The organism is Rhodoplanes sp. P11, from assembly GCF_964266735.1.
GTDB classification, from domain to species: Bacteria; Pseudomonadota; Alphaproteobacteria; order Rhizobiales; family Xanthobacteraceae; genus Rhodoplanes; species Rhodoplanes serenus.
Genome location: NZ_CAXWGY010000017.1, coordinates 56,480 through 78,546, shown reverse-complemented (window position 1 = coordinate 78,546; position 22,067 = coordinate 56,480). Strand labels below are relative to the sequence as shown.

General features: G+C 70.5%; 22 protein-coding genes and 1 other RNA gene. 9 read left to right on the top strand and 14 right to left on the bottom strand.

The window, feature by feature from the left end:
• Positions 1-11: 11 nt before the first annotated feature.
• The 5 genes from cpaB to ACFQUV_RS14935 form a co-directional block, all read right to left on the bottom strand.
• Positions 12-818: a Flp pilus assembly protein CpaB gene (gene cpaB, locus ACFQUV_RS14955; protein WP_111384901.1), complete on the bottom strand. Its 807-nt coding sequence runs from the start codon at positions 816-818 to the stop codon at positions 12-14.
• A 239-nt stretch (positions 819-1,057) separates the two neighbouring features.
• Complete coding sequence (locus ACFQUV_RS14950) at positions 1,058-1,561, bottom strand: prepilin peptidase (RefSeq protein WP_129609932.1); 504 nt, start codon at positions 1,559-1,561, stop codon at positions 1,058-1,060.
• Positions 1,562-1,565: 4 nt separating this feature from the next.
• Positions 1,566-1,742, bottom strand: a complete 177-nt coding sequence (locus ACFQUV_RS14945; RefSeq protein ID WP_129609930.1) for a Flp family type IVb pilin — start codon at positions 1,740-1,742, stop codon at positions 1,566-1,568.
• 211 nt (positions 1,743-1,953) lie between these two features.
• Positions 1,954-2,124 carry a Flp family type IVb pilin gene (locus ACFQUV_RS14940; RefSeq protein ID WP_129609928.1) on the bottom strand — a complete coding sequence of 57 codons (171 nt, stop codon included), beginning with the start codon at positions 2,122-2,124 and terminating at the stop codon, positions 1,954-1,956.
• Positions 2,125-2,380: 256 nt separating this feature from the next.
• Entirely contained in the window at positions 2,381-2,554 is a 174-nt protein-coding gene (locus ACFQUV_RS14935; RefSeq protein ID WP_129609926.1) for a Flp family type IVb pilin, read from the bottom strand.
• 336 nt (positions 2,555-2,890) lie between these two features.
• On the opposite strand from ACFQUV_RS14935, the gene ACFQUV_RS14930 reads away from it, so the two are divergent.
• The 3 genes from ACFQUV_RS14930 (at position 2,891) to ACFQUV_RS14920 (ending at position 4,702) form a co-directional block, all read left to right on the top strand.
• Entirely contained in the window at positions 2,891-3,385 is a 495-nt protein-coding gene (locus tag ACFQUV_RS14930) for a pilus assembly protein N-terminal domain-containing protein (RefSeq protein ID WP_129609924.1), read from the top strand.
• A 163-nt stretch (positions 3,386-3,548) separates the two neighbouring features.
• A complete protein-coding gene (locus ACFQUV_RS14925; protein ID WP_378395155.1) occupies positions 3,549-4,121 on the top strand; it encodes a TadE/TadG family type IV pilus assembly protein in 573 nt (190 codons plus the stop codon).
• An 8-nt stretch (positions 4,122-4,129) separates the two neighbouring features.
• Positions 4,130-4,702 carry a TadE/TadG family type IV pilus assembly protein gene (locus ACFQUV_RS14920; RefSeq protein ID WP_129609920.1) on the top strand — a complete coding sequence of 191 codons (573 nt, stop codon included), beginning with the start codon at positions 4,130-4,132 and terminating at the stop codon, positions 4,700-4,702.
• Between the two features lie 30 nt (positions 4,703-4,732).
• On the opposite strand, the gene ACFQUV_RS14915 is transcribed toward ACFQUV_RS14920, so the two are convergent.
• The 3 genes from ACFQUV_RS14915 to ACFQUV_RS14905 all read right to left on the bottom strand — a co-directional run bounded on the left by ACFQUV_RS14915 (position 4,733) and on the right by ACFQUV_RS14905 (position 6,897).
• On the bottom strand, positions 4,733-5,185 hold the full coding sequence (locus ACFQUV_RS14915; protein ID WP_129609919.1) for an Lrp/AsnC family transcriptional regulator: 453 nt from the start codon (positions 5,183-5,185) through the stop codon (positions 4,733-4,735).
• A 111-nt stretch (positions 5,186-5,296) separates the two neighbouring features.
• Positions 5,297-6,322: an NAD(+) diphosphatase gene (gene nudC / locus ACFQUV_RS14910; protein WP_129609917.1), complete on the bottom strand. Its 1,026-nt coding sequence runs from the start codon at positions 6,320-6,322 to the stop codon at positions 5,297-5,299.
• A 143-nt stretch (positions 6,323-6,465) separates the two neighbouring features.
• Entirely contained in the window at positions 6,466-6,897 is a 432-nt protein-coding gene (locus tag ACFQUV_RS14905; RefSeq protein WP_111384891.1) for an HIT family protein, read from the bottom strand.
• Positions 6,898-7,089: 192 nt separating this feature from the next.
• On the opposite strand from ACFQUV_RS14905, the gene ffs reads away from it, so the two are divergent.
• The 4 genes from ffs (at position 7,090) to recR (ending at position 10,542) form a co-directional block, all read left to right on the top strand.
• Positions 7,090-7,188, top strand: an RNA gene (gene ffs / locus ACFQUV_RS14900) — signal recognition particle sRNA small type.
• Positions 7,189-7,299: 111 nt separating this feature from the next.
• A complete protein-coding gene (locus ACFQUV_RS14895) occupies positions 7,300-9,306 on the top strand; it encodes a DNA polymerase III subunit gamma/tau (protein ID WP_378395151.1) in 2,007 nt (668 codons plus the stop codon).
• Positions 9,307-9,476: 170 nt separating this feature from the next.
• A complete protein-coding gene (locus ACFQUV_RS14890; protein ID WP_111385520.1) occupies positions 9,477-9,797 on the top strand; it encodes a YbaB/EbfC family nucleoid-associated protein in 321 nt (106 codons plus the stop codon).
• 142 nt (positions 9,798-9,939) lie between these two features.
• Positions 9,940-10,542 (top strand): recombination mediator RecR, encoded by a 603-nt coding sequence (gene recR / locus ACFQUV_RS14885; RefSeq protein ID WP_129607354.1) that lies wholly within the window; start codon positions 9,940-9,942, stop codon positions 10,540-10,542.
• Positions 10,543-10,628: 86 nt separating this feature from the next.
• Here the strand turns inward: recR and ACFQUV_RS14880 are convergent, their stop codons facing one another.
• Positions 10,629-11,651 (bottom strand): Gfo/Idh/MocA family protein, encoded by a 1,023-nt coding sequence (locus ACFQUV_RS14880; protein WP_129607353.1) that lies wholly within the window; start codon positions 11,649-11,651, stop codon positions 10,629-10,631.
• Positions 11,652-12,054: 403 nt separating this feature from the next.
• Here ACFQUV_RS14880 and ACFQUV_RS14875 point away from each other — a divergent pair, with 403 nt between their 5' ends.
• Complete coding sequence (locus ACFQUV_RS14875) at positions 12,055-13,113, top strand: S1C family serine protease (protein WP_129607358.1); 1,059 nt, start codon at positions 12,055-12,057, stop codon at positions 13,111-13,113.
• A 132-nt stretch (positions 13,114-13,245) separates the two neighbouring features.
• Entirely contained in the window at positions 13,246-13,593 is a 348-nt protein-coding gene (locus ACFQUV_RS14870; protein WP_244601425.1) for a hypothetical protein, read from the top strand.
• Positions 13,594-13,645: 52 nt separating this feature from the next.
• Here the strand turns inward: ACFQUV_RS14870 and ACFQUV_RS14865 are convergent, their stop codons facing one another.
• The 5 genes from ACFQUV_RS14865 to ACFQUV_RS14845 all read right to left on the bottom strand — a co-directional run bounded on the left by ACFQUV_RS14865 (position 13,646) and on the right by ACFQUV_RS14845 (position 21,962).
• Positions 13,646-14,143 (bottom strand): hypothetical protein, encoded by a 498-nt coding sequence (locus tag ACFQUV_RS14865; RefSeq protein WP_129607352.1) that lies wholly within the window; start codon positions 14,141-14,143, stop codon positions 13,646-13,648.
• Between the two features lie 165 nt (positions 14,144-14,308).
• On the bottom strand, positions 14,309-16,486 hold the full coding sequence (locus ACFQUV_RS14860) for a caspase family protein (RefSeq protein WP_244601424.1): 2,178 nt from the start codon (positions 16,484-16,486) through the stop codon (positions 14,309-14,311).
• Positions 16,487-16,738: 252 nt separating this feature from the next.
• Entirely contained in the window at positions 16,739-17,389 is a 651-nt protein-coding gene (locus ACFQUV_RS14855) for an OmpA family protein (RefSeq protein WP_129607351.1), read from the bottom strand.
• 513 nt (positions 17,390-17,902) lie between these two features.
• Positions 17,903-19,822, bottom strand: coding sequence for an outer membrane beta-barrel protein (locus tag ACFQUV_RS14850; RefSeq protein ID WP_129607350.1), 1,920 nt, complete (start codon positions 19,820-19,822; stop codon positions 17,903-17,905).
• A 550-nt stretch (positions 19,823-20,372) separates the two neighbouring features.
• Positions 20,373-21,962, bottom strand: coding sequence for a caspase family protein (locus tag ACFQUV_RS14845; protein WP_378395146.1), 1,590 nt, complete (start codon positions 21,960-21,962; stop codon positions 20,373-20,375).
• Positions 21,963-22,067: the final 105 nt, after the last annotated feature.

The following is a 22,067-nucleotide window of genomic DNA, read 5'->3' as shown; positions in this document are numbered from 1 at the left end:
GGACGCGCCCCTCACTTCGAGATCACGGTGCTGGTCACACCGAACCGGACCATGTTCAGACGGTTGCCGCCGCGCTCCACCTCGACGACCTCGCCGCGGTCCTTCTCCCGGGTCGGATCGGAGTCGGCGAGGCTGCGGAGCGCCAACGAGAGTGACCCCATCTGCTTGGAGACCGCCAGGGTCTCGGCCTGGCGCGGCGTCAGCTCCAGCGTCGCGGTGCGACCGACCACCACCTTCTGGCCGCCCTTCTCCTCGACGAGCTGATCGATGGCGAGCACCCGGACATCCGGCAGCACCGTCTCGCTGACATGGGACTCGACGCCGGTCGCCCGCTCGGATTCGCGGTCGCGCCGGGTGAGCAGCACATCGACGCGGTCATTGGGCAGGATGAAGCCGCCGGCGCCGGTCTCCGGCGAGATCTCGGTCGACGCGGCGCGCATGCCGGGCGGCAGGATCGCCGCCATGTAGCCCGAGCCCTTCACCTTGATCAGCTTGCTCTCGCGCACCGGCTCGCCGGCCGCGATCGGGGTCCGGGCGATGGCGCCGACGAGCTGGGGGATGGCGTCGGGCCGCTCGTTGCGGCGCAGGAAGGCCGGGCTCAGCGCCGCGGTCGGCCAGGGCTGCCAGGCGACGTCCGCCTCGGCGAGCGTCTGGCCGATGCCGATATCGGACTTGGCGACGAGAATCTCGACGGTGTCGAGCTTCGCCACCGGCTCCACCGGCACCGGCTCCGCTCGATCGAGGCCGCCGACCAAGAAGGCCGCTAGGCCGCCAGCGGCGACCGCAATACCGAGAACGATCAGGCGGGCGGCTTTCATACGCTTCACTTTCCGAGACACGCGACGGCGTAGGCGGCCGTCCTGCGGTGATTTCAGCAGGGAATGGTCAATTCATGGTTAATGAGGGGTATCCGGGCGCGCGTGCGGCCGGCGGCGCGCCACCCGTCATCGAGCGGGCCGGCCCTGCGTCTTCGCCACGGGCGGGACGTGCCTCGCCGGGGGGCGCGATCGCGCGCGAGCCATGGGCCTGGACGGTGCGCCAGCCCAGGCCGGTAGGCTCAGCCGAGCGTCGTCATCCAGGGGGTCGACGGATAGATCAGCAGCGCCGCCGCCGCCAGCGCGATGCCGTACGGGATGCCGCCGTCGCGGCGATGCAGGCGCTCGATCCAGTCGGACCCGCTCAACCGCCCCGGCAGCGCGTACTTGCGGAACTCGAGCAGCGTCAGGGTGAGCACGCCACCGAGCAGGGAGGCGTAGAGCAGGTACTCGTAGAGGAAGCCGAAGCCGAACCACAGCGCCGTCGCGGCGGCGAGCTTGGCGTCGCCACCGCCGATCCAGCCGCGGGCGAAGAACACGAAGGCGATCACCAGCACGAGAACGCCGGCCCCGACATGCTGGAGCGCCACCGCGGCCGGCATGCCGGTCGCGAACGCCAGCACCGCGAAGCCGGCCACCAGCAGGATCGACACGCGATTGGAGATCGTCATGGTGAACAGGTCGCTCGACGCCGCGAAGGCCATGAGCGCCGGGAAGATCAGCAGCAACGCCGCGTCGAGCAGCATGGCGTCACCTCCCCGCCGTCGCGAGCTTGTCCGAGACGTCCACGAAGCGGTCCTTCATGCTCGTGCCCACCGCCTGGACGGCGGCGATGACGGTGATCGAGACACCGGCGGCGATGAGCGCGTACTCGATCGATGTCGCCGCCGCCTGATCAGCCGCGAAACGCTTCAATACATCGAGCATGCCTGCCTCGGGCCATCCTGTTGGACGCGCAGAATACGGCGCAGGGATTAAGCGCGAGTAACTTGCAGCCACTCTGGACGCGAGGACCGCAGTGGCCGCAGCGCAATCCACAGCGGCGGCGTCCGCGGTCTACCGACCACCTCCGGGCAGCAGAAGGCCCCGGACCCGGTGTCCGGAGCCTGCCATTCGATCTGTTCGGACGGGCGTCAACTCATTCGGCCGTGTTGAGCTTCGACGAGACAGTCGAGAACGTCGTCTTCAGGCCGCTGCCGAGCGAGTTCACCACCGCGATGATGGCGACCGAGATGCCGGCGGCGATCAGGCCGTACTCGATGGCGGTGGCGCCCGAATTGTCGGAGACGAAACGCTTGATGAGGTTCATTGCAAGGTCCTTGACGTGAGAGCGTGGTAGGCGACGACCACCATCGCAGCCGGCTCTGGACGATGCGCTAAGACCTCATCTCGAAAGTCGTCTCCGATTTCGTGTCGAATGCGGCCGGGGCCGTTAAGGTCGGCTTACCCATGGCGGGCATCGCGCAAGCGGCGCGACGCGCGTGGTGGACGCGCGACCGGGTGCTCCGAACAGCAGAAGGCCCCGGACCTGAGGTCCGGGGCCTTCTGTTCATTCGTCGGTCGCGTTACTGAGCCGTGTTGAGCTTCGACGAGACGGTCGAGAACGTCGTCTTCAGACCGCTGCCGAGGGAGTTCACCACCGCGATGATGGCGACCGAGATGCCGGCGGCGATCAGGCCGTACTCGATGGCGGTCGCACCGGACTCGTCCTTCACGAAACGCTTCACAAGGGTGTTCATGGGCTGCTCCTGGATTCCACGCTTGCTGTCTGAGCTCGGTCCGCCGAGCCGATTGTGCCCCGGCCGATCCGGACCATGGCGACAACCTAGCGGATGTGCGTTGCGGGCCGGTTAATCGGATCGTCTAAACATCGCCTCGAAACGATCCTTCATCGCGTGGTTAACACGGCCTTTCCGGATCGTGTTCAAATCACTGAAAAGAAAGGTAAATTTCAGCCTTCTGGGAACCGCCCACAAGGCGTCGATTGGCATTTCGTTCACCACTTCCGCGGCAAGGTCGAGGCTCGAGAACGGCCGTGTCGCAACGGTCGTCCGTGGTGTTGGTGGAGAGTTCCGATGACGTTCAGATCGCGGCGGCGCTGGGTCTCGTGGAGCTCGGGGCTTGCTCTCGCGCTGGCCTGCGGCGTCGCGGCCGCCGAGCCGAGCCCACCCGGCGACCCGCTGGTCGTCATGCTCGATCAGGCGCGCCTCGTGCGCATGCCCGAGAACGTCGCCACCATCGTGGTCGGAAACCCGCTGATCGCCGATGTTTCGGTGCAGTCCGGCGGCGTCATGGTGGTGACCGGCAAGGGCTACGGCATCACCAACCTGATGGCGCTCGATCGCAACGGCAAGGTGCTGATGACCGAGAACGTGCAGGTGCAGGGAGCTCCCGACACCGTCGTGGTCTATCGCGGCATCAACCGTGAATCCTACAGCTGCACACCCGACTGCAATCGCCGCATCACGCTCGGCGACATGCCGCTGTTCTTCGAGCAGACGATCGCGCAGACGGGCTCGCGCAACAGCCGCGCTCAGGCCGGGGCGACCGGCGGCTTCGCGCCGCGCTGACCGGGACACGGGTCGGCGCCGGAGGCCGCGCGACCCCCGCAGGGTTAACGGATCGCCAACGACGGCCCCGCCCGCCTCTCCGCTGCCTGCAAGGGTTTCACAACGGGCCTTTGCCTAAAATAGCTCGTTCACGAGAGGTACGCCCATGCGCCGATCGAGCAGGGTGATCGTTCCATCGACAAGGACCGGACCGCCGCGACCGCAGGGATGGCTGACACGCCGGCTCGGCGTGCTGCTGCTGCGTCGCTTCGTGCGCCGCCAGGACGGCGCTACCGTGGTCGAGTTCGGCCTGGTGCTGCTGCCGTTCCTGTCGATCCTGCTGATGATCATGGAGACATCGCTGTTCTTCTTCGCCCAGCAGACGCTGGAGACGGCGGTCGCCGACTCGGCGCGGCTGATCATGACCGGCCAGGCGCAGAGCGCGAAGTACGATGCTGCGCAGTTCAAGACGGCGGTGTGCGGCCGCATCGTCGCCCTGTTTGACTGCACCAACGGCCTCTATGTCGACGTCAGCAAGTACTCGAACTTCTCCTCGATCGGCACCAGCGTGGCGGTCGACGCCGACGGCAAGCCGGTGACCCAGTATCAGCCCGGCGCCAAGGGCGACATCGTGGTGGTGCGGCTGATCTACCGCTGGCCGATCACCACGCCGCTCGCGCAGATGTATCTGGCCGAGCCCTCCTCGACCACCCGCATGCTGGTCGCCACTGCGGCCTTCCGCAACGAACCGTTCTGAGGCGCGCCATGCCGCAGCTCCGCACTCTGGCCGGCCCGGCCCGCCGCTTCGCCGGCGACGACAGCGGCGTCTCCGCGGTGGAGTTCGCGCTGATCCTGCCGCTCATGCTCACCCTCTATCTCGGTGGTGTCGAGGTCACCCAGGCGGTCAGCATCGACCGCAAGGTTACGCTGGTGGCCCGCACGGTGGCAGACCTGACCGCTCAGGCGAGCACGGTGAGGAACGAGGATCTCGACAATTATCTGGGCGCCTCGAAGGCGGTGATCGTGCCGTACACCTCGACCCCGCTCAACGTGACGGTGTCGAGCATCGTCATCGACAAGAATCTCAGGGCGACCGTCGACTGGAGCAGGAACCTGGCGGGCGGCACGCCCTACGCCAAGGGCGCCGACATGACCTCGCGAATACCGGCCGCGCTGCGCGAGCCGTGTGCCACCGCGACATCCGCCTGCACGCTGATCTGGGGCGAAGCGACCTACGACTACAAGCCGACCATCGGCTACGTGATCACCGGCATGCTGACGCTCAGCGACGTGATCTTCATGAAGCCGCGGCTCACCAACCAGATCACCAAGACGTGACCGGCGCGCCATCCCGCCGGTTGATCGCCGTCACTCGATCGGCAGCACGGTGGTCGACTTGACCCGCTCCATAGCGAACCGCGACGTCACGTTCTTCAGCGGCACCGCGGCGATGAGCTGCTTGTAGAAGCGGTCGTAAGCCTGCATGTCCGACACGACGACGCGCAGCATGTAGTCGACGTCGCCCGCCATCCGGTACAGCTCCATCACCTGCGGCATGGCGGCGACCGTCTGGGCGAAGCGGTCGAGCCACGCCTGCGAATGGTCGGCGGTCTCCACCGAGACGAACACGGTGACGCCGAGCCCGACCCGGTCCGGATCGACCAGCGCCACCCGCCGGGTGATGACGCCCTGCGCCTCCAGCTTCTGGATGCGCTTCCAGCACGGCGTCGACGACAGCCCGACCCGGCTGCCGATCTCCTGCACCGAGAGCGAGGCGTCCTCCTGGAGAAGGCGCAGGATCTTGTGGTCGATGGCGTCCATGCGGGGCCGTGGCGTGGGAGGAGTGGTGACGGATCGTCTTGGGCAAGTCGTCTTGGGCGAGCCGTCTCGGGCAAGCCGACGCCGCCGCGGACGCCGGCTTCGAAGGGCGCGCTAGCCGGTTGCGATCCCCTCGACCCAGCCGCGGATGAGGGCGTGGCCGATGGCGATGGGCGGCGGCGTGGTGAGGCCGTCGGGATGGCGGCGGGCCAGCATGGCGGCAGCCTCGTCGCGGCCGAACCAGCGCAGATCCTCGAGCTCGGTGCGGTCGATCGTGAGGTCGGTCGACAGCGCCTCGGCGTAGCAGCCGATCATCAGCGACATCGGGAACGGCCACGGCTGCGAGGCCGCGTAGCCCACGCGGCCACAGCGAATGCCGGCCTCCTCCAGGGTCTCGCGCCGCACCGCCTCCTCGATCGACTCGCCGGGCTCGACGAAGCCGGCGAGGCACGACCACATGCCGGGGGCGAAGCGCGCTTGGCGGCCGAGCAGGCAGCGGTCGCCGTCGACCGCCAGCATGATGACGACGGGATCGGTGCGCGGGAAATGATCCGCCCCGCAAGCCGGGCAGCGGCGCCGCCAGCCGGCATCGGCGAGCGCGGACGGCGACCCGCAGGCGGAGCAGAAGCGATGCCGGGCGTGCCACAGCAGCAGGGCCTTGACGGCGGCGAGCGCCGGCAGGTGCTCGCCCGCCACCAGGCCCTGGACCGCGATGCTGCGCAGGTCGGTCACCATGAGGTCGGGGCGGGCCGCGAGCGCCTCGGCGGCCGCCGGATCGATGCCGACGCCGAAGCGGCCGGCCGTCCCGTCGAGCCCGAGCCACACCCGCTCGTGCGGCGGCGCCAGCCGCTCGGCCTCGGCGAGGGTGAACAGCGGATCGGCCAGGTCGACGCCACGCCGAAGCACCACGAGCTCACCCGCCACCACATAGGCGCGGGCCGCCGGGTCGGCCGCCAGCGCCGCCGCGCGGGCCGCATCGTGGCGGACGGCGGGCTGACGATCCAGGAGACCGCCGGTGTAGCCGAGCCAGAGGCGCCGGGCACGGGGCTCGGCGCGATCGGGGGCGGCGCAATCGGGGGCGACGCGATCGGGGGCGACGTGATCAGGGTCGACGTGATTGGGCGCGGCGCGATTGAGCATCGTCACTCCGGCAATGGCCGGAGGGAGGCCCGCCGGGCCGCGTGGGGGCTTCCGATCGGCGACCGGCGCCTCGTTCGCGCGCCAGCGGGCGGGGACCCGACTCGGCCGGATTCAAACGTCATGGCGCCAATAAGGGCGAGGCTTCAGTCCGACGCAAGCCAAATTCTGCGGCGCAGCGCCCGGATGAAGGCATCGCGCTCCTGCGGGTCATGGGCCACCGGCGCCACCTGGCCCCAGATCGGCCGCGGCCACGCGGCATCGCCGGTGCGGCGGGCGACGACATGGACGTGGAGCTGCGGCACCACGTTGCCGAGCGCCGCCACATTCAGCTTGTCGCACTCGGTCACCGCCTTGAGGGCGCGGCCGGTGCGGGCGATCTCGACCATGAGCTGAGCTTGCGCGACCTCGTCGAGATCGATGATCTCGGAGACCTCGGGACGGCGCGGCACCAGCATGAGCCACGGGAAGTTGGCGTCGTTCACCACCAGCACGCGCGACAGCGGCAGGTCGCCGATATTGATGGTGTCCTTGGCGAGCTGCGGGTGCAGCGACCAGCCGGCGGCGGGATCGGGCATCGGGAACCTGCGGGCAGAAGCTATGAGGAAAATCCGGGGGCACCGGAACGCGGCACCGTCGGCCGCCACCTTAGCAGGCGGACCCGTCGGGTCGAAGCGCCCCCGGCTCTGCCCGGGAGCGACGCCGCGACCGTCGCCGCGACCGGCGCCGAGACGCTTGCAATCCGGTCCCGTCCCGTCGATATAGGGGGCGGGAGGTTGGCGGTGGACGAGCCACTCGCCAACCGGGTCAGGTCCGGAAGGAAGCAGCCCTAACGAGCCCCGGTTCGGGTCGCTTGTCAGCCTCCCACTTCGTGACCTGCTGTTCGGGCGACGGGCTATTCAGGTGACTGGATTCTCGGTCGCGGGGTAGTCGGTCGCTGCCATTCCGTCATTGCGCTGCTGCGAGGGCCCGGCCGAGCGATGGACGACGCCGAGACATCCGGGCTCGCGGTCCCGCCGGCCGCCGCCCCGACCGAGCCGGCGTCTTCGGGCCTGTTCCCCTCCCCGCCCCCGATCGCCCCGACGAATTCCGCCCCTGCGTCCGCGCCCGTCGGCCCCTACCGGGTGCTGGCCCGAAAATACCGCCCGTCGACCTTCGCGGACCTCATCGGCCAGGACGCGATGGTGCGCACCATCTCCAATGCGTTCGAGACCGGCCGCATCCCGCAGGCGTGGATTCTCACCGGCGTGCGCGGGGTCGGCAAGACGACGACCGCCCGCATCCTCGCCCGCGCCCTCAACTACGCGCTGCCGGACGGCTCGGTGACCGGGCCGACCATCCACATGCCCAGCCTCGGGCTGCACTGTACCGCCATCATGGAGAGCCGCCATTTCGACGTGATCGAGATGGACGCGGCCTCGCACAACGGCGTCGACGACATCCGCCAGATCAACGACGCCATCCGCTACGCGCCGGTCTCGGCCCGCTACAAGGTCTACATCCTCGACGAGGTCCACATGCTCTCCACGGCGGCCTTCAACGCCGTGCTGAAGACCCTCGAGGAGCCGCCGCCGCACGCCAAGTTCGTGTTCGCCACCACCGAGATCCGCAAGGTGCCGGTAACCGTGCTGTCACGCTGCCAGCGCTTCGACCTGCGCCGGCTCGACGCCGACCTGCTGGTCGGCCATCTCGGCGGCATCGCGGCGCGCGAGGGTGTCACCATCGAGCCCGCGGCACTTGCCCTGATCGCGCGGGCCGCCGAAGGCTCGGTGCGCGACGCCCTCTCGCTGCTCGACCAGGCGATCGCCCATGCGGGAGCCGCCGCGGGAGCCGGCAGCGTCGATGCCGCCGGGGTGCGGGCGATGCTCGGCCTCGCCGACCGCAGCCGGGTGATCGACCTATTCGAGACGCTGATGCGCGGCGACATCGCGGCGGCACTGACCGAGCTGCGCGACCAGTACGACAGCGGCGCCGACCCGGCGACGGTGCTGGAGGACCTCGCCGAGCTGACCCACTTCGTCACCCGCGTGAAGGTGGTGCCGTCGGTCGCCGACGACCCGGCGCTGTCGGAGGCGGAGCGGACCCGCGGCCGGGCGCTCGCCACCGCCCTGTCCATGCGGGTGCTGTCGCGCACCTGGCAGATGCTGCTCAAGGGCCTCGGCGAGGTGGCCGCCGCCAGCAAGCCGATCGCCGCCGCCGAGATGGTGCTGGTGCGCATCGCCTATGCGGCCGACCTGCCGACCCCCGACGAGGTGATCCGCTCGCTCGGAGCACCCGGCAGCGGCCCCGGTGGCCCGACCGGCGGCGGCCTTCCCGGTGCCGGGCCGTCCGGTGCCGGGGCGTCCAGCCTTGGCGGCGGAGCCGAGGGACGCGGGGCGCCCGCCGGAGCGCTCGGGGCCCGGGCGATGCGGCCGCCGCTGCGGACCGCCACCGCCGCCGATCCCCGGCCGGTGGCGACCGGGCGGCCGGTCGCCGCGCAACCCGCCGCCCCGGCGATGCCGACCCTCGCGCGCTTCGAGGACCTGATCGCGCTCGCCGCGGCGCGGCGCGACATCCAGCTCAAGACCGTGCTGGAGCGCGACGTCCGGCTGGTGCGCTTCGAGGACGGCCATCTGGAGATCGCCCTGGAGCCCGATGTGTCCAAGGCGGCGATCGGCGACCTGTCGCGCCGGCTCGGCGATCTCACCGGGCGGCGCTGGATCGTGGTGGTGTCGTCCGCCCCGGGCCAGCCGACGGTGCGGTCGCAGCAGCAGGCCCGCGAGGCCGAGGTCAAGCGCGGCGTGCTCGCCGATCCGCTGGTCCAGCAGGTGCTGGCCCGCTTCCCCGGCGCCAAGGTGATGGACGTGCGGCCGCGCGTGGCCGAGCCGGCCGCCGGGCTACCGCCGGTGCCCGAGCCGGAGGACGACCCCGGCGAGCCGCCGCCGGTGGACGACGAGGGCGCCTTCGGGGCACACGGTTACCCGGACGACATCGACGACGACTTTTGATCGCCGCGCGCTTTGACAAGAGCGGCCCGAGCCGCCACACGCATGTCGATCCGCACGCCCGAACGGCCCGTGGCTCGCCCGGACCGACGGTGAGTTTCAACCGGCGCGGCCCTCCGCGTCCGCATCGCAACCGGCGCGGCCCTCCGCGCCTCGCATCAGACGAGGCCACCATGGCGAATTTCCTGGGCCTGATGAAGCAGGCCGCCGAATTGAAGAGCAAGATGGAGACTCTCCAGGCCGAGCTGGAGCAGATCGAGGTGTCGGGCTCGTCCGGCGGCGGCATGGTGGAGATGACCGTGACCCCCAAGGGCGAGCTGAAGAAGCTGCGGATCGATCCCTCGCTGGTGAAGCCCGACGAGGTCGAGGTGCTGGAGGACCTGATCGTCGCGGCCCACGCGGACGCCAAGCGCAAGGCCGACGCCCTGCTGGCCGAGAAGATGCAGGGGCTCACCGGCGGCCTGCCGATCCCGCCCGGCATGAAGCTGTTCTGAGACCGACGACGCCGCATCGTCGGTCATGGCCGGGCTGCTGGTCCCGGCCATCCCCGTCGCCGGACGAGACGGATGCCCGCGACCGGCGCGGGCACGATGATCACGACCGATCCCCGCCGCCCGCCCCGACGAGACGAACCGCATGAGCACCGCCGGACCCGAGATCGAGCGGCTGATCCAGCTTCTCGCCAAGCTGCCCGGCCTCGGCCCGCGGTCGGCTCGGCGCGCCGCCCTGCTTCTCGTCAAGAAGCGCGACCTGCTGATGGCGCCGCTCGCCGCGGCCCTCCAGGCCGCCATGGACACCATCACGGTGTGCACCGTGTGCGGCAACCTCGACAGCCGCAATCCATGCACCGTGTGCGCCGATCCGCGACGCGATCCGGGCATCATCGTGGTGGTCGCCGACGTCGCCGACCTGTGGGCGCTGGAGCGGGCCAAGGCGGTGAACGCCCGCTATCATGTGCTCGGCGGCACGCTGTCGCCGCTCGACGGCGTCGGCCCCGACGACCTGTCGATTGCGGCTCTGCTGACGCGGGCGCACGACCCCGCGGTGAGCGAGGTCATCCTCGCCCTCAACGCCACCGTCGACGGCCAGACCACCGCCCACTACATCACCGACCTCCTGACCGATGCCAGCGTCAAGGTGACCGGGCTGGCCCATGGCGTGCCGGTCGGCGGCGAGCTAGACTATCTCGACGAAGGCACCCTGACGACCGCGGTGCGCAGCCGCACCAGCATGGGCTGAGAGCGGACAGCCCATCGCGGCGACGGCCGCCCCTGCGGTCCCATGCCGGCCCGTCCGGTCCCGACCGTCTCGTGCCGGCCCCGTCTCTATGACACCGCCTGCGCCTGCCCGGTCGTCGCCGAGCGGATCAGCGCCTCGCACACCGCCGCGCCATGGACGATCTCGGCCGGCGGGATCGGGAACGGCGGCCCGCCGGCGGCGGCCCGCGCGAACGCCTCCAGGCAGGCGCGGCCGACATCGACCCGCGCCGCCTCCCAAGTCTCCGCCGCCCCCTGCACGGGCTGGAACCGGCAGGTGCCGAACAGCCCGGTGCGCCGCTCCTCCGACGACGCGCCGGCCACATGGGTCATCCCGTCGAGGCGGACGAAACCCTTGGAGCCGTAGACCTGGACCACGAAGGTCGGGGCAGTGGCCATCATCATGCCCAGATAGGCGGTGGCGCCGCTCGCCATCCGGAACAGCACCGAGGTGGTGTCGTCGGTCGGCAGGTCGACCGCCCGCCGGCCGCTCTGGGCGTAGACGGTCTCGATCGTGCCGGCGAGATCGATGAAGGCATCGACGGCGTGGACCCCGAGCGGCGCCAGCGCCCCGCACGGCGCCTCGACCGGGTCGGCCCGCCACGCGGTGCGCGGCATCACCAGGGCGTTCGGCACCGTCATGGTGCACTCGATGTGCTCCAGCACCCCGAGCCCGCCGGCGCGGATGCGCTCGCGCAGGCCGGTCATCTCCGGATGGAAGCGGCGGTTGTAGCCGATGCCGAGAGCGACCCCGGCCGCCTCGACGGCCGCCACCGCGGCCGCCGCCGACGCCTTGTCGTAGGTGAACGGCTTCTCGCAGAAGACATGCTTGCCGGCCCGGGCCGCGGCCGTCACCTGGGCGGCGTGGCCCGACGGCGGCGTCGCCAGGATGACGGCGTCGATCTCCGGGTCGGCCAGGAGATCATCGAGGGAGGGAACGTGGCGCAGGCGCCGCTGTGCCACGAAGGCGGCCGCGTCCGGCCGCAGGGTGGGCTGCGCCGCCGCCACGACGGTCATCGCATCCGAGCCGTCGACCGATTCGACCAGCGTCCTGCCCCACCAGCCGAGACCCGCGATGCCGGTCCTGATCATGGCCTGCCCCGTTCGTGACGGCGTCACGGGCGCGACGCCTCGGCGTGATGTCGTGAGAGAGCGGGAGACCGAGCGCGGCTGACCGGCCGCGGGCGGCCAGAGGCGATCGGGCGTTCCGCACGGGAACACCCGGAGATTCGGACATGGCGGACCGCCGGCGTCAAGCTGGCGCCGTCCCGACCGGCGCCCGCCCTGGCCGCGATCGGCCGCGCCGGAACCGGACCCCGCCGCCCGCCTTAACCCGGAGGCGGCGTGGTCCTATGGTGCCATCGCGTCGTGCCCCCGTGGCCGCCGCGGCCGGCCTCCGGGCCGCGCCGCCGCGGCTCGCATCGCCCGAGTGGAGACATCGTTGGACAGGTCGGTTCGCTTCCTTCTGATCGCCATTCTCGCCGTGCTCGGCGTCATGCTGGCGCAGCCCTGGCTGCAACGGCAGTTCTTCTCGGCCACCGAGCCGCGCGCCATCGAGCCGCGCGGCGACCTCGCCGAGTGGGAACGCACCACCATCGCGATCTTCGACCGGGTGTCGCCGTCGGTCGTCCAGGTCGCCGGCCGCGCCGGCGGCGATGCCTTCGCGGGCGCCGAGCCGGACGAGCAGAACGGCAGCGGCGGCGCCCAGACCGGCACCGGCTTCGTGTGGGACGCGGCCGGCCACATCGTCACCAATGCTCACGTCGTGCAGGGCGCCACCGAGATCGCGGTGCGGCTCGCCAATGGCGACGTCGCCCGCGCCGAGCTGCGCGGCATCGCCCCCAATTACGATCTCGCGGTGCTGCGGGTGTCGACCAGCCGGCCGCTGCCGCCGCCGATCCCGGTCGGCAGCTCGGGCGACCTCAAGGTCGGCCAGGCGGCGTTCGCGATCGGCAACCCGTTCGGCCTCGACCAGTCGCTGACGACGGGCGTGATCAGCGCCCTGAAGCGCCGCCTGCCGACCAGCGCGGGCCGCGAGATCTCGAACGTCATCCAGACCGACGCCGCCATCAACCCGGGCAACTCGGGCGGGCCGCTGCTCGACTCGGCCGGCCGGCTGATCGGCGTCAACACGGCCATCTTCTCGCCCTCGGGCTCCAACGCCGGCATCGGCTTCGCGGTGCCGGTCGACACCGTCAACCGCGTGGTGCCGGGGCTGATCAGCCGCGGCCGGGTGCCGACGCCGGGCATCGGCATCGTGGCGGCGCCCGAGTCGCTCGCGACGCGGCTCGGCATCGAGGGGCTCGTGGTCGTGCGCACGGTGCCGGGCTCGCCGGCCGACCGCGCCGGCCTCCGCGGCGTTGACCGCATGAGCGGACTGGTCGGCGACGTCATCGTCAGCGTCAACGGCACGCCGGTGCGCCGGCTGGTCGACCTCACCGACGAGCTCGAGCAGGCCGGTGTCGGCAACCGCCTGGAGCTCGAGGTGCTGCGCGGACGCAGCACCGTGAAGGTCGCCGTCGAGGTGGTCGATATCGGCGGCCGCGGCCCCTGACGGTCGCGCCACGCCGGCGCGGCGGGCCGGTGCGGCGCCGGTGTGAGATCCCGCACAGTCATGACCGCTCGACGCGGCGATCCTGCCTCCAGACACGCCGGCCGACGAGCCGGCGAACCGGAGGAGGACACCATGGCCAGGCGGACTCGGACGACGGCGCCGATCGACTCCGTGACCGGGGCGCTGTGGCACGGTCTATTCTGCGAGGCCGGCGCGGCGCTGCGCCGTCTCGCCGGCCGGTGCTATCGCGGGACCGTGCCGGCCGCCGTCGCGACAGCGGTGGTGATGGTCGGCTTGTCGAGCGCTCCGAGCAGCGCCATGGGCACCGCCGAGGATCGCGCCGCCTGCATCCCGGACGCCTTCCGGCTGTGCAGCGCCGCCATCCCGGACGCCGACCGGGTCATCGCCTGCCTGAAGACCGAGCGGGTCAAACTTAGCACCGCCTGCCGGGTGGCGATGCGGCGGAACGGCGCGATCTGAGACGCGCCGCGACGGTGGGCGCCCTCTCCAGATCAGGCACCGTCACCCCGCCTCAGAAGCCGATGCCGAGGAACAGCGGCAGCCAGACGCGATCGAGGCGCGCGGCGAGCCGGTAGCCATCGGACGGCGGCGCCGCGACGAGCCGCGGCGACGCCGGACGGACCACCCGATGACGATGCACCGCCGGTGAGGTCCGGACCACCCGGCGAGGCGTCGAGACGACCGGCCGATGCGGTGCCGTCGCCTGGGTTCTGGCGGCATCCGGCCGGGCGGTTTCAGGCCTCGTGGCCGGGATCGGAACGGCGGCACCTCCGCTGCGCGGCGGTTCAGCCGCCGTTGCCGGACGCTCGGCGGGCACGGACGGTGTCTCGGTCGGTCCGGCGGCCGGGCTCGCGGCCGGGGCTTGCGCCAACCCATCGGGACGCGAAACGGCCGCCGGCAAGCCGTCGCCCGGCAGGGCGTCGGCCGGGCCGGCGGCACCGGCGGTCAGCATCCCGACGGCCAGGAGGCCGATCGCGAGCGACGTGAACACCCGGAACTGCTTGGACATGGTCGGCTCCGTGTCGGCTGGCGGTGGGCCGGGATGGCCTCCGTCCGGTTCGGGCCTCCGCCGCGGCGACGAGCCGGACGGAGGATCGGTCGTCGGTTAGTGCGGCAGAAAGCCCGGCCGTTCGAGCGGCCGGGCTCATTTTTCGCGAATCCCGCCGTGCTCCGGTCAGAACCCGATTCCGTGCATCACGGCGCCACCGCCGCCACGCGCCGGGGCAGGCCGTGCCGCCGTCGCCTGGGCCCGCGGCGCCTCGCGCTTCGGCGGAGCCGGACGGGCCTCGCGCTTCGGCTCCGGCTTCTCGCGCCGGGTGGCGACCTCGGGCTTCTTCTTCTCGCGCGCCGGCCGCTCGGTCTCGGCGTCGCGCTTCGGCTTGGCCGGCTCGAGCGCGGCGAGGCAGTTCTTGATCGGCCGCTGCTGCTGGAGGTCCTCCACCAAAGCGGCGGTGACACCGATGTCGCCGCGGCCGTGCCCGGTCGACAGCCGGTACGCCTGCAAGGCGCGGCGGGTGGCGTCGTTGAGAACGCCGTTGTCGTCGCCCTCGTAGCAGCCGAGCCGGCGCAGCTCGATCTGGGCCGACCGGACCACCTCGGCCCCGTCGAGCGGCTTGGCCCTGGCCCGCTCCTGCTCGATCCGCAGGGCGGCCTCGCGCTGGGCCTTGGTCTCCGCCTCGGCGGCGGCCTTCTTCTCGGCCTCGGCGGCCTTCTTCTCGGCCTCGGCGGCCTTGGCGTCGGCCTCGGCGGCCGCCTTGGCGCGCTTCTCCTCCTCGTCGCGGCGACGGGCGGCCTCGCGATCGGCCTTCTCGCGCTCGGCCGCCGACAGCTTGGCGCGGCGCTCCTCGTCCTCACGCTGACGGGCGGCTTCGCGCTGGGCCCTGGCCTCCGCCTCGGCGGCGGCCTTCTTCTCGGCCTCGACGGCCGCCTTGGCGCGCTTCTCCTCCTCCTGCCGCTGACGCGCCGCCTCCCGCTCGAAGCGCGCGCGGTCGGCCTCCTCGCGCTTGCGGTCGGCGATCGCCCGCTCGATGATCTCGAGCCGGGTCTGCGCCACCACGGCGAGCGGCGAGGTCGGGTACTTCTTGATGAAGGCCCGGATGGCGGCCGGATCGGTCGAATCCTGGAGCTTGTCCCAGGCGAGCCGGTCCGGCGACATCGCCTCCTCGGGCGGTCGCGGCGGCGGGGTGGAGCGGTCGAGCGCCGCCACCACGCTGGCCTCGGGCTTGGCGGCGCCGGCCGACAGCTTGGTGCGCTGCTGCTTGGCGAGCTCGGCGTAGAAGCCGGTGCCGTGCACGGCGAGGAACGAGTCCCAGGCGCTGACGGTGCCGACCCGCTCGGCCAACTCGTAATCGCCGCGCGCATCGGCGGCGCTCGCCACCGGCTTCTTCTCCGGCTCCGGCACCAGCGACACGGTGGCGCCGCCGAGCGACCCGTAGACGAACGGCTCCTGGCGGTTGTTGGTGCGCTTGAGCACCTCGTCGCGGACGCGGCCCAGCGCGATGCGGATATCGAGGCCCGGCGTGGTGAGATTGTTGACCAGCGCCTGCGTGAACGGGCTGTTGCGACCGGCGCCGTCCTCGGCGGTGGAGCCCGCCTTGGCGGCGTAGGCGACCAGCGTGTCGGTGCCCATGGGCTCGACCTTGGCGAGGCCGTGGGTCACCGCCCGGCTGGCGATCTGGCGCTGCATGGTGCGGGCGAACGGATTGTCACGGCAGGCGTCGAGGATCACCAGCCGCAGCCGGCGCGTCGCCTCGATGGAGCGGAAGATGCGCTCCAACGCCACCGCCTCGTCCTCGGCGTCGTAGTCGCTGCGCAGCTTGGCATCGACCGGCACCATGTAGTTGACGCCGCCGACCTCGATGCCGTGGCCGGCATAATAGACCACCGCGACGTCGGCATCGCGGGTGGTGTTGTAGAAGTCGCGCAGCGCGCGCTTGAACTCGATGACGCCGAGATCGAGCTTCAGCTCGACCGAGTCGAAGTTCGCCTTGCGGAACATCTCGGCGATCGCCGAGGCGTCGTTGAACGGATTGTCGAGTTTGACGACGTTCTGGTACGACGAGTTGCCGATGATCAGGGCGGCGCGCTTGTCGGCCTGCGCCGCCCCGGCGACCAGCACGCCGGCCGCCACGATGATCGCCGCCAGCACCAGCGACCGCCACAGGGATCGCGGAGGGTTTGCGGTCCGGTGTACGAAACGCGACAGCACGGCACGCGGCTGCTTGTGATCGGGCGTCGCGACCGGCCGCCGAACTGGCGCCGTCTTCTGCGCTCCGGTCTTCGCCGACGAGACCACAGGAGCCGCGGCCCGCAGGACCTCGGGCAGGACCATCGAGAGCATTCGCCTGGTCATCTGTCGCCTCCCGCGTCCCGTCACCACCGCTCCACTCTTCGCTGCTCCCGGGAGCTTCGGGCCGTTCGTCGAACGCAGGGCCGGCTGGCCACGGACGAAATTATACGCTTGGTCGATGTCCCTGGCAATTTCGACCGCCCGGCGCGGCGCCGTCGCATTCGCATGTCATCGACTTCGTGTATATCGACTTCGTATATCAGGCCGATATCGAGGCCGGACGTCGCGCCGGCGACGTCCGGTCCGCGATGTCCCTCACCGGGCCGCCGACTGCTTGACCTCGAGATTGACGATCTGGACCCGGCGGTTCTCGGCCGCGAAGGGCTGCTCCGGCTTCTTGAGCTGCTCCTTGCCGTAGCCGGCCGTCACCAGGCTCTCCTCGGGAAGCTGGAAGCGGTCGAGCAAGAAGCGCTTCACCGCCGTGGCGCGGCGCTCGGAGAGCTTCTGATTGTACTCCTCGCCGCCCTTGGCGTCGGTGTGGCCGCCGAGCAGGAAGGTGCTGCCGCGCAGATCCGGGTTGCTCAGCGCCTTGCCGAGCTCCATCAGATCGGGAACGGCGCGCTGGACGATCTCGGCCGAGTTGTAGTCGAAGTAGATCTCCAGATCGATCTTCTGCTTGTCCTTGGCGATGTCGGCCACCTTGGTGCGCTCGTCGAGCGTCAGCGCCCGGGTCTTGCCGCGGATGGTCTGGAGGAATTTCTGGTCCTCCATCTGCTTCGGCGTGGTGGTGAGGCCGCGGGTCTTCGGCGCCGGCTTGAGCGCGTTGAGAATATCGCTCTCGCTCGGCCGCTGCTGCGCGAACGCCGACGGGGCGGTCGCGACGAGAGCGCCGGCGACCAGGACCGACGCGACCGCCGCCCCGATCCTCTGCCATCTGCTCTGCCATCGTGTCAGAACGTGTGTCATCTCGGTTCCTCCGGCTTCGCCCTGAGTGTCTTCTACCTGTTGGGATCGAGAGTAGAGCGAACGGGGCCCTGGGACTGTGAGCAATCTCACGCAGCCTACGCTCCACGTCGACGACCCGCCAAGACACTCACGGGTTTGTGACCCTTTCTCCCGGGAGTTGGTGAATCCAGGAGATCACCGGGTTCGACCGGCACCTTGCGGGCGATCAATTCGGCCCGCTATTTCGACCGTTGGCATTTCGTCCAGCAGGCATTTCGACCACCAGAACGAGGGCGAGCCTCCGGGCGGCGCCTGACGGCCACGGCGTCGACGAACGGGCGAGAGCGGGCGGAAGCAGGACCGGGCGGCCGAGAGCGGCGGCATCACTCGGCCGCTGCCGAGGGGCGGCATCGGGCCAGCGGCCCTCCCATAACGACGAAAGCCCGGCCTTCGCGGAAAGGCCGGGCTTCCTTCGGGGACGCGGTCGGGTTTGGCGGCGACCGCGCCGAGCCTTCGACGATCCGTGCTCGGACGTCAGTACTTGGCCATCACCGCAGCCGGGACCGGGGTGAAGCGATAGTTGACACCGACCCGGGCGAGGCCGCCGCGCAGATGCGCGTCGTAGTCCACCGCATAGGTGTCGGTCCCGAGATCGTAGTAGAGCCACTCGGCCTTGGCCGACCAGTTGCTCGTCAGGGCGTACTCGGCGCCGAGACCGGCGGTCCAGCCGGTGGCGATCTTGGACGCGCTCCACACGATGCTGCCGTCGAAATTCGACCGGGTCTGCTGGGTGACGTCCGCCATGGCGGCGCCACCCTTCACGTAGAACAGGGTCCGCTCCCAGGCGTAGCCGAGGCGGCCCGTGACGGTCGCGAACCAGGCGAGGTTGGTCTCGTCGGTGGCGAAGAAGCCGAGCTGGCCGCCGAACAGCGGGTTGCCGACCGAGCCCTTGGCGTTGCTCCAGGCGATGTCGCCTTCGAGACCGACGACCCACGGACCCCACTGGAAATTGTAGCCGGCCTGACCGCCCAGCAGCGCGCCGCCATACTTGATGTCGGCGCTGGCGACGTTCGGCAGATAGTCCTCGGTGGTCTTGCCCCAGATGGTGCCGGCATGGACACCGACATACAGCCCCTGCCACGACACCGGCACCACGATCGGTGCGGGCGGCGCCTTGAACACCGGGCTCTTGCCGGACAGCGCCACTTGCGGCAGCGGCGCCACCTCCGGCATGAACTGATAGCGCAGGCCGGCATTGAGGGCCCAGCCTTCGATGTTCTCGCCGAACCGATAGTCGCCGCGGACGTAGCCGAGCCATCCGGTGTTGAGCGCCTGCGCCGCGAAACCGCCGGAGATCTGGCCATAGGTGCCGATCCGGCTGGTGGTCATCACGCCATTGGCGGTGATGTCGAAACCCTGGAAGCTCAGGCCCGAATTGATCCGCGTGGTGACGTCGCCAGCGAACTCGTGGAACACGCTGCCGGTGATGAACGGCTGCACCGCCGCATACTGGGTGGTGAAGTTGGTGCCGACCCGCAGGCTGACACGGCCGAGCTCGCTTTTGATGTCGTCGATCTGAACGGTGCCGGGCAGCGAGAAGCCGGTGGTGAAGATCGTGCCGGTCACGTTGAGCGGATCGACCTCGACCTTGGAGTAGGTGAAGCCGGCCGACGGCTCGATGAACCAGTTGTTGGGCAGCGAGAAGTTATAGCCGAGACCGCCGGCGACCGACCAGCCGCGCGCATTGAGCTGCTGATTGAACAGCCCGTTGCCGGTGTCGTTCAGGCTCATGTTGTAGAAGTCCCAGCGGACCTGGGCATCGGCGAAGAAGCCGCCGCGGGTGACCGCCAGATAGCTGCCCATGAACGGCACTTCGGTCACCGAATTGAAGGTCGGCGGCACCACGTCGGCGGTCTTGTCGCGCGCCTGCGAGGTCAGATAGCCGGCCGTCGCACCCATGTGGACGTTCCAGCCGTTCCAGTTGAGCTTGGCGATGTCGCGGCCGACCTGGTAGCCGACGAAGTCCTGGCGGGTCTTGGTGTCGCAGTTCACCGTCGCAGCTGCGGTGGCCGACCCGGTGCCGGGGCCTGTGCCTGGAACAAACAGGGTGGCATTCACGACCGCCGAGTTCGTGTTCTTGGTCTCGACCTGGCCGCCGAGCGCGCGGCCCCAGACGCCGCCGCCGTTCTCGCCGGGCGCCGGATTGGCCGGGCTGCTGACGAAGGCCGAGCCGGTCTGCGCCTGGAACACGCTCGTCGAGGTGTTCAGCACCGAGATCAGCGAGCTGACCGAGCTGCCGCGCGCAAACGGCGCGAAATACTCGGCCCCCGATCCCGTCGAGACGCACTGCGCCTGAGCGCCGCTCGATATGGCGAGACCGACCAGAAGGGCCGAGCTACCGAGAAGAATGGATTTCGGATTGAAGCGCCGCGGCGCCGAAACTGTCTTTTGCATTGCCGTCCCCCCGTCCCCCGACGAAGTCGCCAACTGAAAATTCTCGATTCCAATTAAGCAGGAACTCGCCTTACCGGGAACACAAACGAGCCCCTCCACAGCCTCAACCGCACGTTTTGAGATCCGCGTGTGCCGATTCCGCAACACACCAGAGGGGCGAAACGAGAGTTCGGGAGCAGGTATCGACCACCGAAACGTCGGATCAGACGACCTGATTAGGTCCGGCTATGTCGTTCGGGCGAGAGCCGCGACGGCCGGCTCCCCGCAGGGGTGGCGAATCGTGCCGTACGGGGGGCGCGCGCTCGCCGGGGCCACCGTTTCAGGCGGTGAACCAGCCAGGCGCTCGACCCGCACTGTGATTATTTCCAGCGGGAAATGAATAATCATGGTGGCCAGAGGAGCAGCGTTCCATCCGAGCTTCGGCCCCCCCGCGAACGATACACGAGAGAAATAGATGATAAGCACAACGCATAGTGCGGCCGCCGCGACCTGATCAGGCCCGGTCCTCGGCGACGCCGCACACCCGTTCGGCTCCAGGCCGAACGGTCGCTCAGCGCACTCCGTAGCTCTCGAACTCCTGGGCCACCGTCGGGTCGAGCCCCTTGGCGCGGTCGATGTCGGCATTGCCGCCGCTGCGGTCGCCCTTGCGCAGCTTGGCCTTGCCGCGGCCGAACAGCGCCGAGGCCATGCGCGGGTTCATCCGCAGCGCCTGGTCGTAGTCGGCGATCGCCTTGTCGGCATTGCCCAGCTTGAGATGGACGAGGCCGCGGCTGTCGAGGGCGTCCGGATATTGCGGCTTGAGCCGCAGCGCCTCGTTGCAGTCCGACAGGGCGGCGTCGAGCTGCTCCAGCACCGCGCGACTGAAGCAGCGGTTGTTGAAGGCTTCGGGATCATTGGGATTGAACCGGATCGCCTGGCCGAAGTCCTCGGCCGCCATGGCGTATTCACGCCGCTCCGCCCAGGCCTGGCCGCGCTTGTAATAGGCGTCGGCATCGCGCGGGTCGCGGTCGAGGCGGGCATCGAGATCGCGGATCACCTGGTCGCGGGCGACCGGCCGCTCGGCGACCGGCGGGGGCGGCGGCGGCCGCACCGGCTCCGGCGTCACCGCGGGCGGCGGGGGCGGAGGCGGCGGCGTGTAGGTGGAGACCTGCGGCGGGCGCGGCGGCTCGGGCGTCACTGTCGGCGGCGGCGGGGGTGGCGGGGGCGGCGGCGGACGCACCGGCTCGGGCGCCACCACCGGGGTCGGGGGCGGCGCCACGCTGCCGCCGGGCGCCCGCGAGAAGAAGAACTCCTCCACCAGCGACGACGAGACCCACGGCACCTGCTCGTTCTTGGAAGCGCGCGACACCCCCATCCGGGTGTTGTTGAAGATCGCCTCGGCATTGAGGGCGGGCGAGCGCATCTCCTTCAGAAGCTCGGCCACGAACAGGCTGTTCTCGCCGTCGGACTCGTTGGCCACCTTGTCGGTGGCGGCCGCGTACATGGCAAGCGTGCCGGCCGGCGCCGCCAGCGAGGCGAGGCCGGCCGAGAAGCCGCGGAAGCGCCGCTCGAACGGATTGCGGCGGGCGGCGTCGACGATCACCACCTTCACGGTGGCGCCGGCACTGTTCATGTCGGCGAGGATCGACTCGATGCTCACGCCGTCGCGCCGGACCTCGCCCTCGGTCCAGATCTGGGCATCCACCGGGATGATGTAGGACTGCTTGCCGGTCTGGATGCCGTAGCCGCTGAAGAACAGGAGCGCGGCCGAGCCGGGCCTGATCTTGGCCCGGAAGGCGTCGAGCGCCGTCTTGAGCTTCTGCTTGGTCAGGTCCTCGCCGGTGGTCACGTCGAAGCCGGCGCGGCGCAGCTCCTCGGCGATGGCGCGGGCATCCTTGATGGGCTGGGCGAGCGGCCGATTGTCGTCCGGATAGGTGGCGTTGCCGATCACCAGCGCGACCCGCCCCCCGCCGGCGCCCGCCTGAGCGAGCCGCAGCCCCGTGGGCGCCTCGCCGCCGCGTGCGACCGCGGCGCCCGATGGAGCCGAGGCGATCGACCCTGTCTCGGCCACGGCGGTGGCGGGAGCCGGCGCCTCGGCGCGGGCCGCGATCGGAACCAGGCAGGCGAGCAGCAGAACGACGGCAGGAACCCAGTGCTTCATGACCGGACCTCGCGCCGCGGATGCGAGGCTCGCGCGCACGGGCGAGCGCACCGGATCGCGGCTGTGGGAGCAACGTCTGCGCCCAGAAACTGCGCGCAGACACCT

Coding starts and splice junctions, on each gene's coding strand:
- ACFQUV_RS14945 (WP_129609930.1), bottom strand. CDS start 1,742: ATGCTCGATGTATTGAAGCGTTTCGCGGCTGATCAGGCGGCGGCGACA.
- ACFQUV_RS14865 (WP_129607352.1), bottom strand. CDS start 14,143: ATGTCCAAGCAGTTCCGGGTGTTCACGTCGCTCGCGATCGGCCTCCTG.
- ACFQUV_RS14880 (WP_129607353.1), bottom strand. CDS start 11,651: ATGATCAGGACCGGCATCGCGGGTCTCGGCTGGTGGGGCAGGACGCTG.
- ACFQUV_RS14930 (WP_129609924.1), top strand. CDS start 2,891: ATGACGTTCAGATCGCGGCGGCGCTGGGTCTCGTGGAGCTCGGGGCTT.
- ACFQUV_RS14845 (WP_378395146.1), bottom strand. CDS start 21,962: ATGAAGCACTGGGTTCCTGCCGTCGTTCTGCTGCTCGCCTGCCTGGTT.
- nudC (WP_129609917.1), bottom strand. CDS start 6,322: ATGCTCAATCGCGCCGCGCCCAATCACGTCGACCCTGATCACGTCGCC.
- ACFQUV_RS14875 (WP_129607358.1), top strand. CDS start 12,055: ATGCTGGCGCAGCCCTGGCTGCAACGGCAGTTCTTCTCGGCCACCGAG.
- ACFQUV_RS14920 (WP_129609920.1), top strand. CDS start 4,130: ATGCCGCAGCTCCGCACTCTGGCCGGCCCGGCCCGCCGCTTCGCCGGC.
- ACFQUV_RS14855 (WP_129607351.1), bottom strand. CDS start 17,389: ATGACACACGTTCTGACACGATGGCAGAGCAGATGGCAGAGGATCGGG.
- ACFQUV_RS14890 (WP_111385520.1), top strand. CDS start 9,477: ATGGCGAATTTCCTGGGCCTGATGAAGCAGGCCGCCGAATTGAAGAGC.
- recR (WP_129607354.1), top strand. CDS start 9,940: ATGAGCACCGCCGGACCCGAGATCGAGCGGCTGATCCAGCTTCTCGCC.
- ACFQUV_RS14850 (WP_129607350.1), bottom strand. CDS start 19,822: ATGCAAAAGACAGTTTCGGCGCCGCGGCGCTTCAATCCGAAATCCATT.
- ACFQUV_RS14940 (WP_129609928.1), bottom strand. CDS start 2,124: ATGAACCTCATCAAGCGTTTCGTCTCCGACAATTCGGGCGCCACCGCC.
- ACFQUV_RS14860 (WP_244601424.1), bottom strand. CDS start 16,486: ATGACCAGGCGAATGCTCTCGATGGTCCTGCCCGAGGTCCTGCGGGCC.
- ACFQUV_RS14915 (WP_129609919.1), bottom strand. CDS start 5,185: ATGGACGCCATCGACCACAAGATCCTGCGCCTTCTCCAGGAGGACGCC.
- cpaB (WP_111384901.1), bottom strand. CDS start 818: ATGAAAGCCGCCCGCCTGATCGTTCTCGGTATTGCGGTCGCCGCTGGC.
- ACFQUV_RS14950 (WP_129609932.1), bottom strand. CDS start 1,561: ATGCTGCTCGACGCGGCGTTGCTGCTGATCTTCCCGGCGCTCATGGCC.
- ACFQUV_RS14905 (WP_111384891.1), bottom strand. CDS start 6,897: ATGCCCGATCCCGCCGCCGGCTGGTCGCTGCACCCGCAGCTCGCCAAG.
- ACFQUV_RS14935 (WP_129609926.1), bottom strand. CDS start 2,554: ATGAACACCCTTGTGAAGCGTTTCGTGAAGGACGAGTCCGGTGCGACC.
- ACFQUV_RS14870 (WP_244601425.1), top strand. CDS start 13,246: ATGGCCAGGCGGACTCGGACGACGGCGCCGATCGACTCCGTGACCGGG.
- ACFQUV_RS14895 (WP_378395151.1), top strand. CDS start 7,300: ATGGACGACGCCGAGACATCCGGGCTCGCGGTCCCGCCGGCCGCCGCC.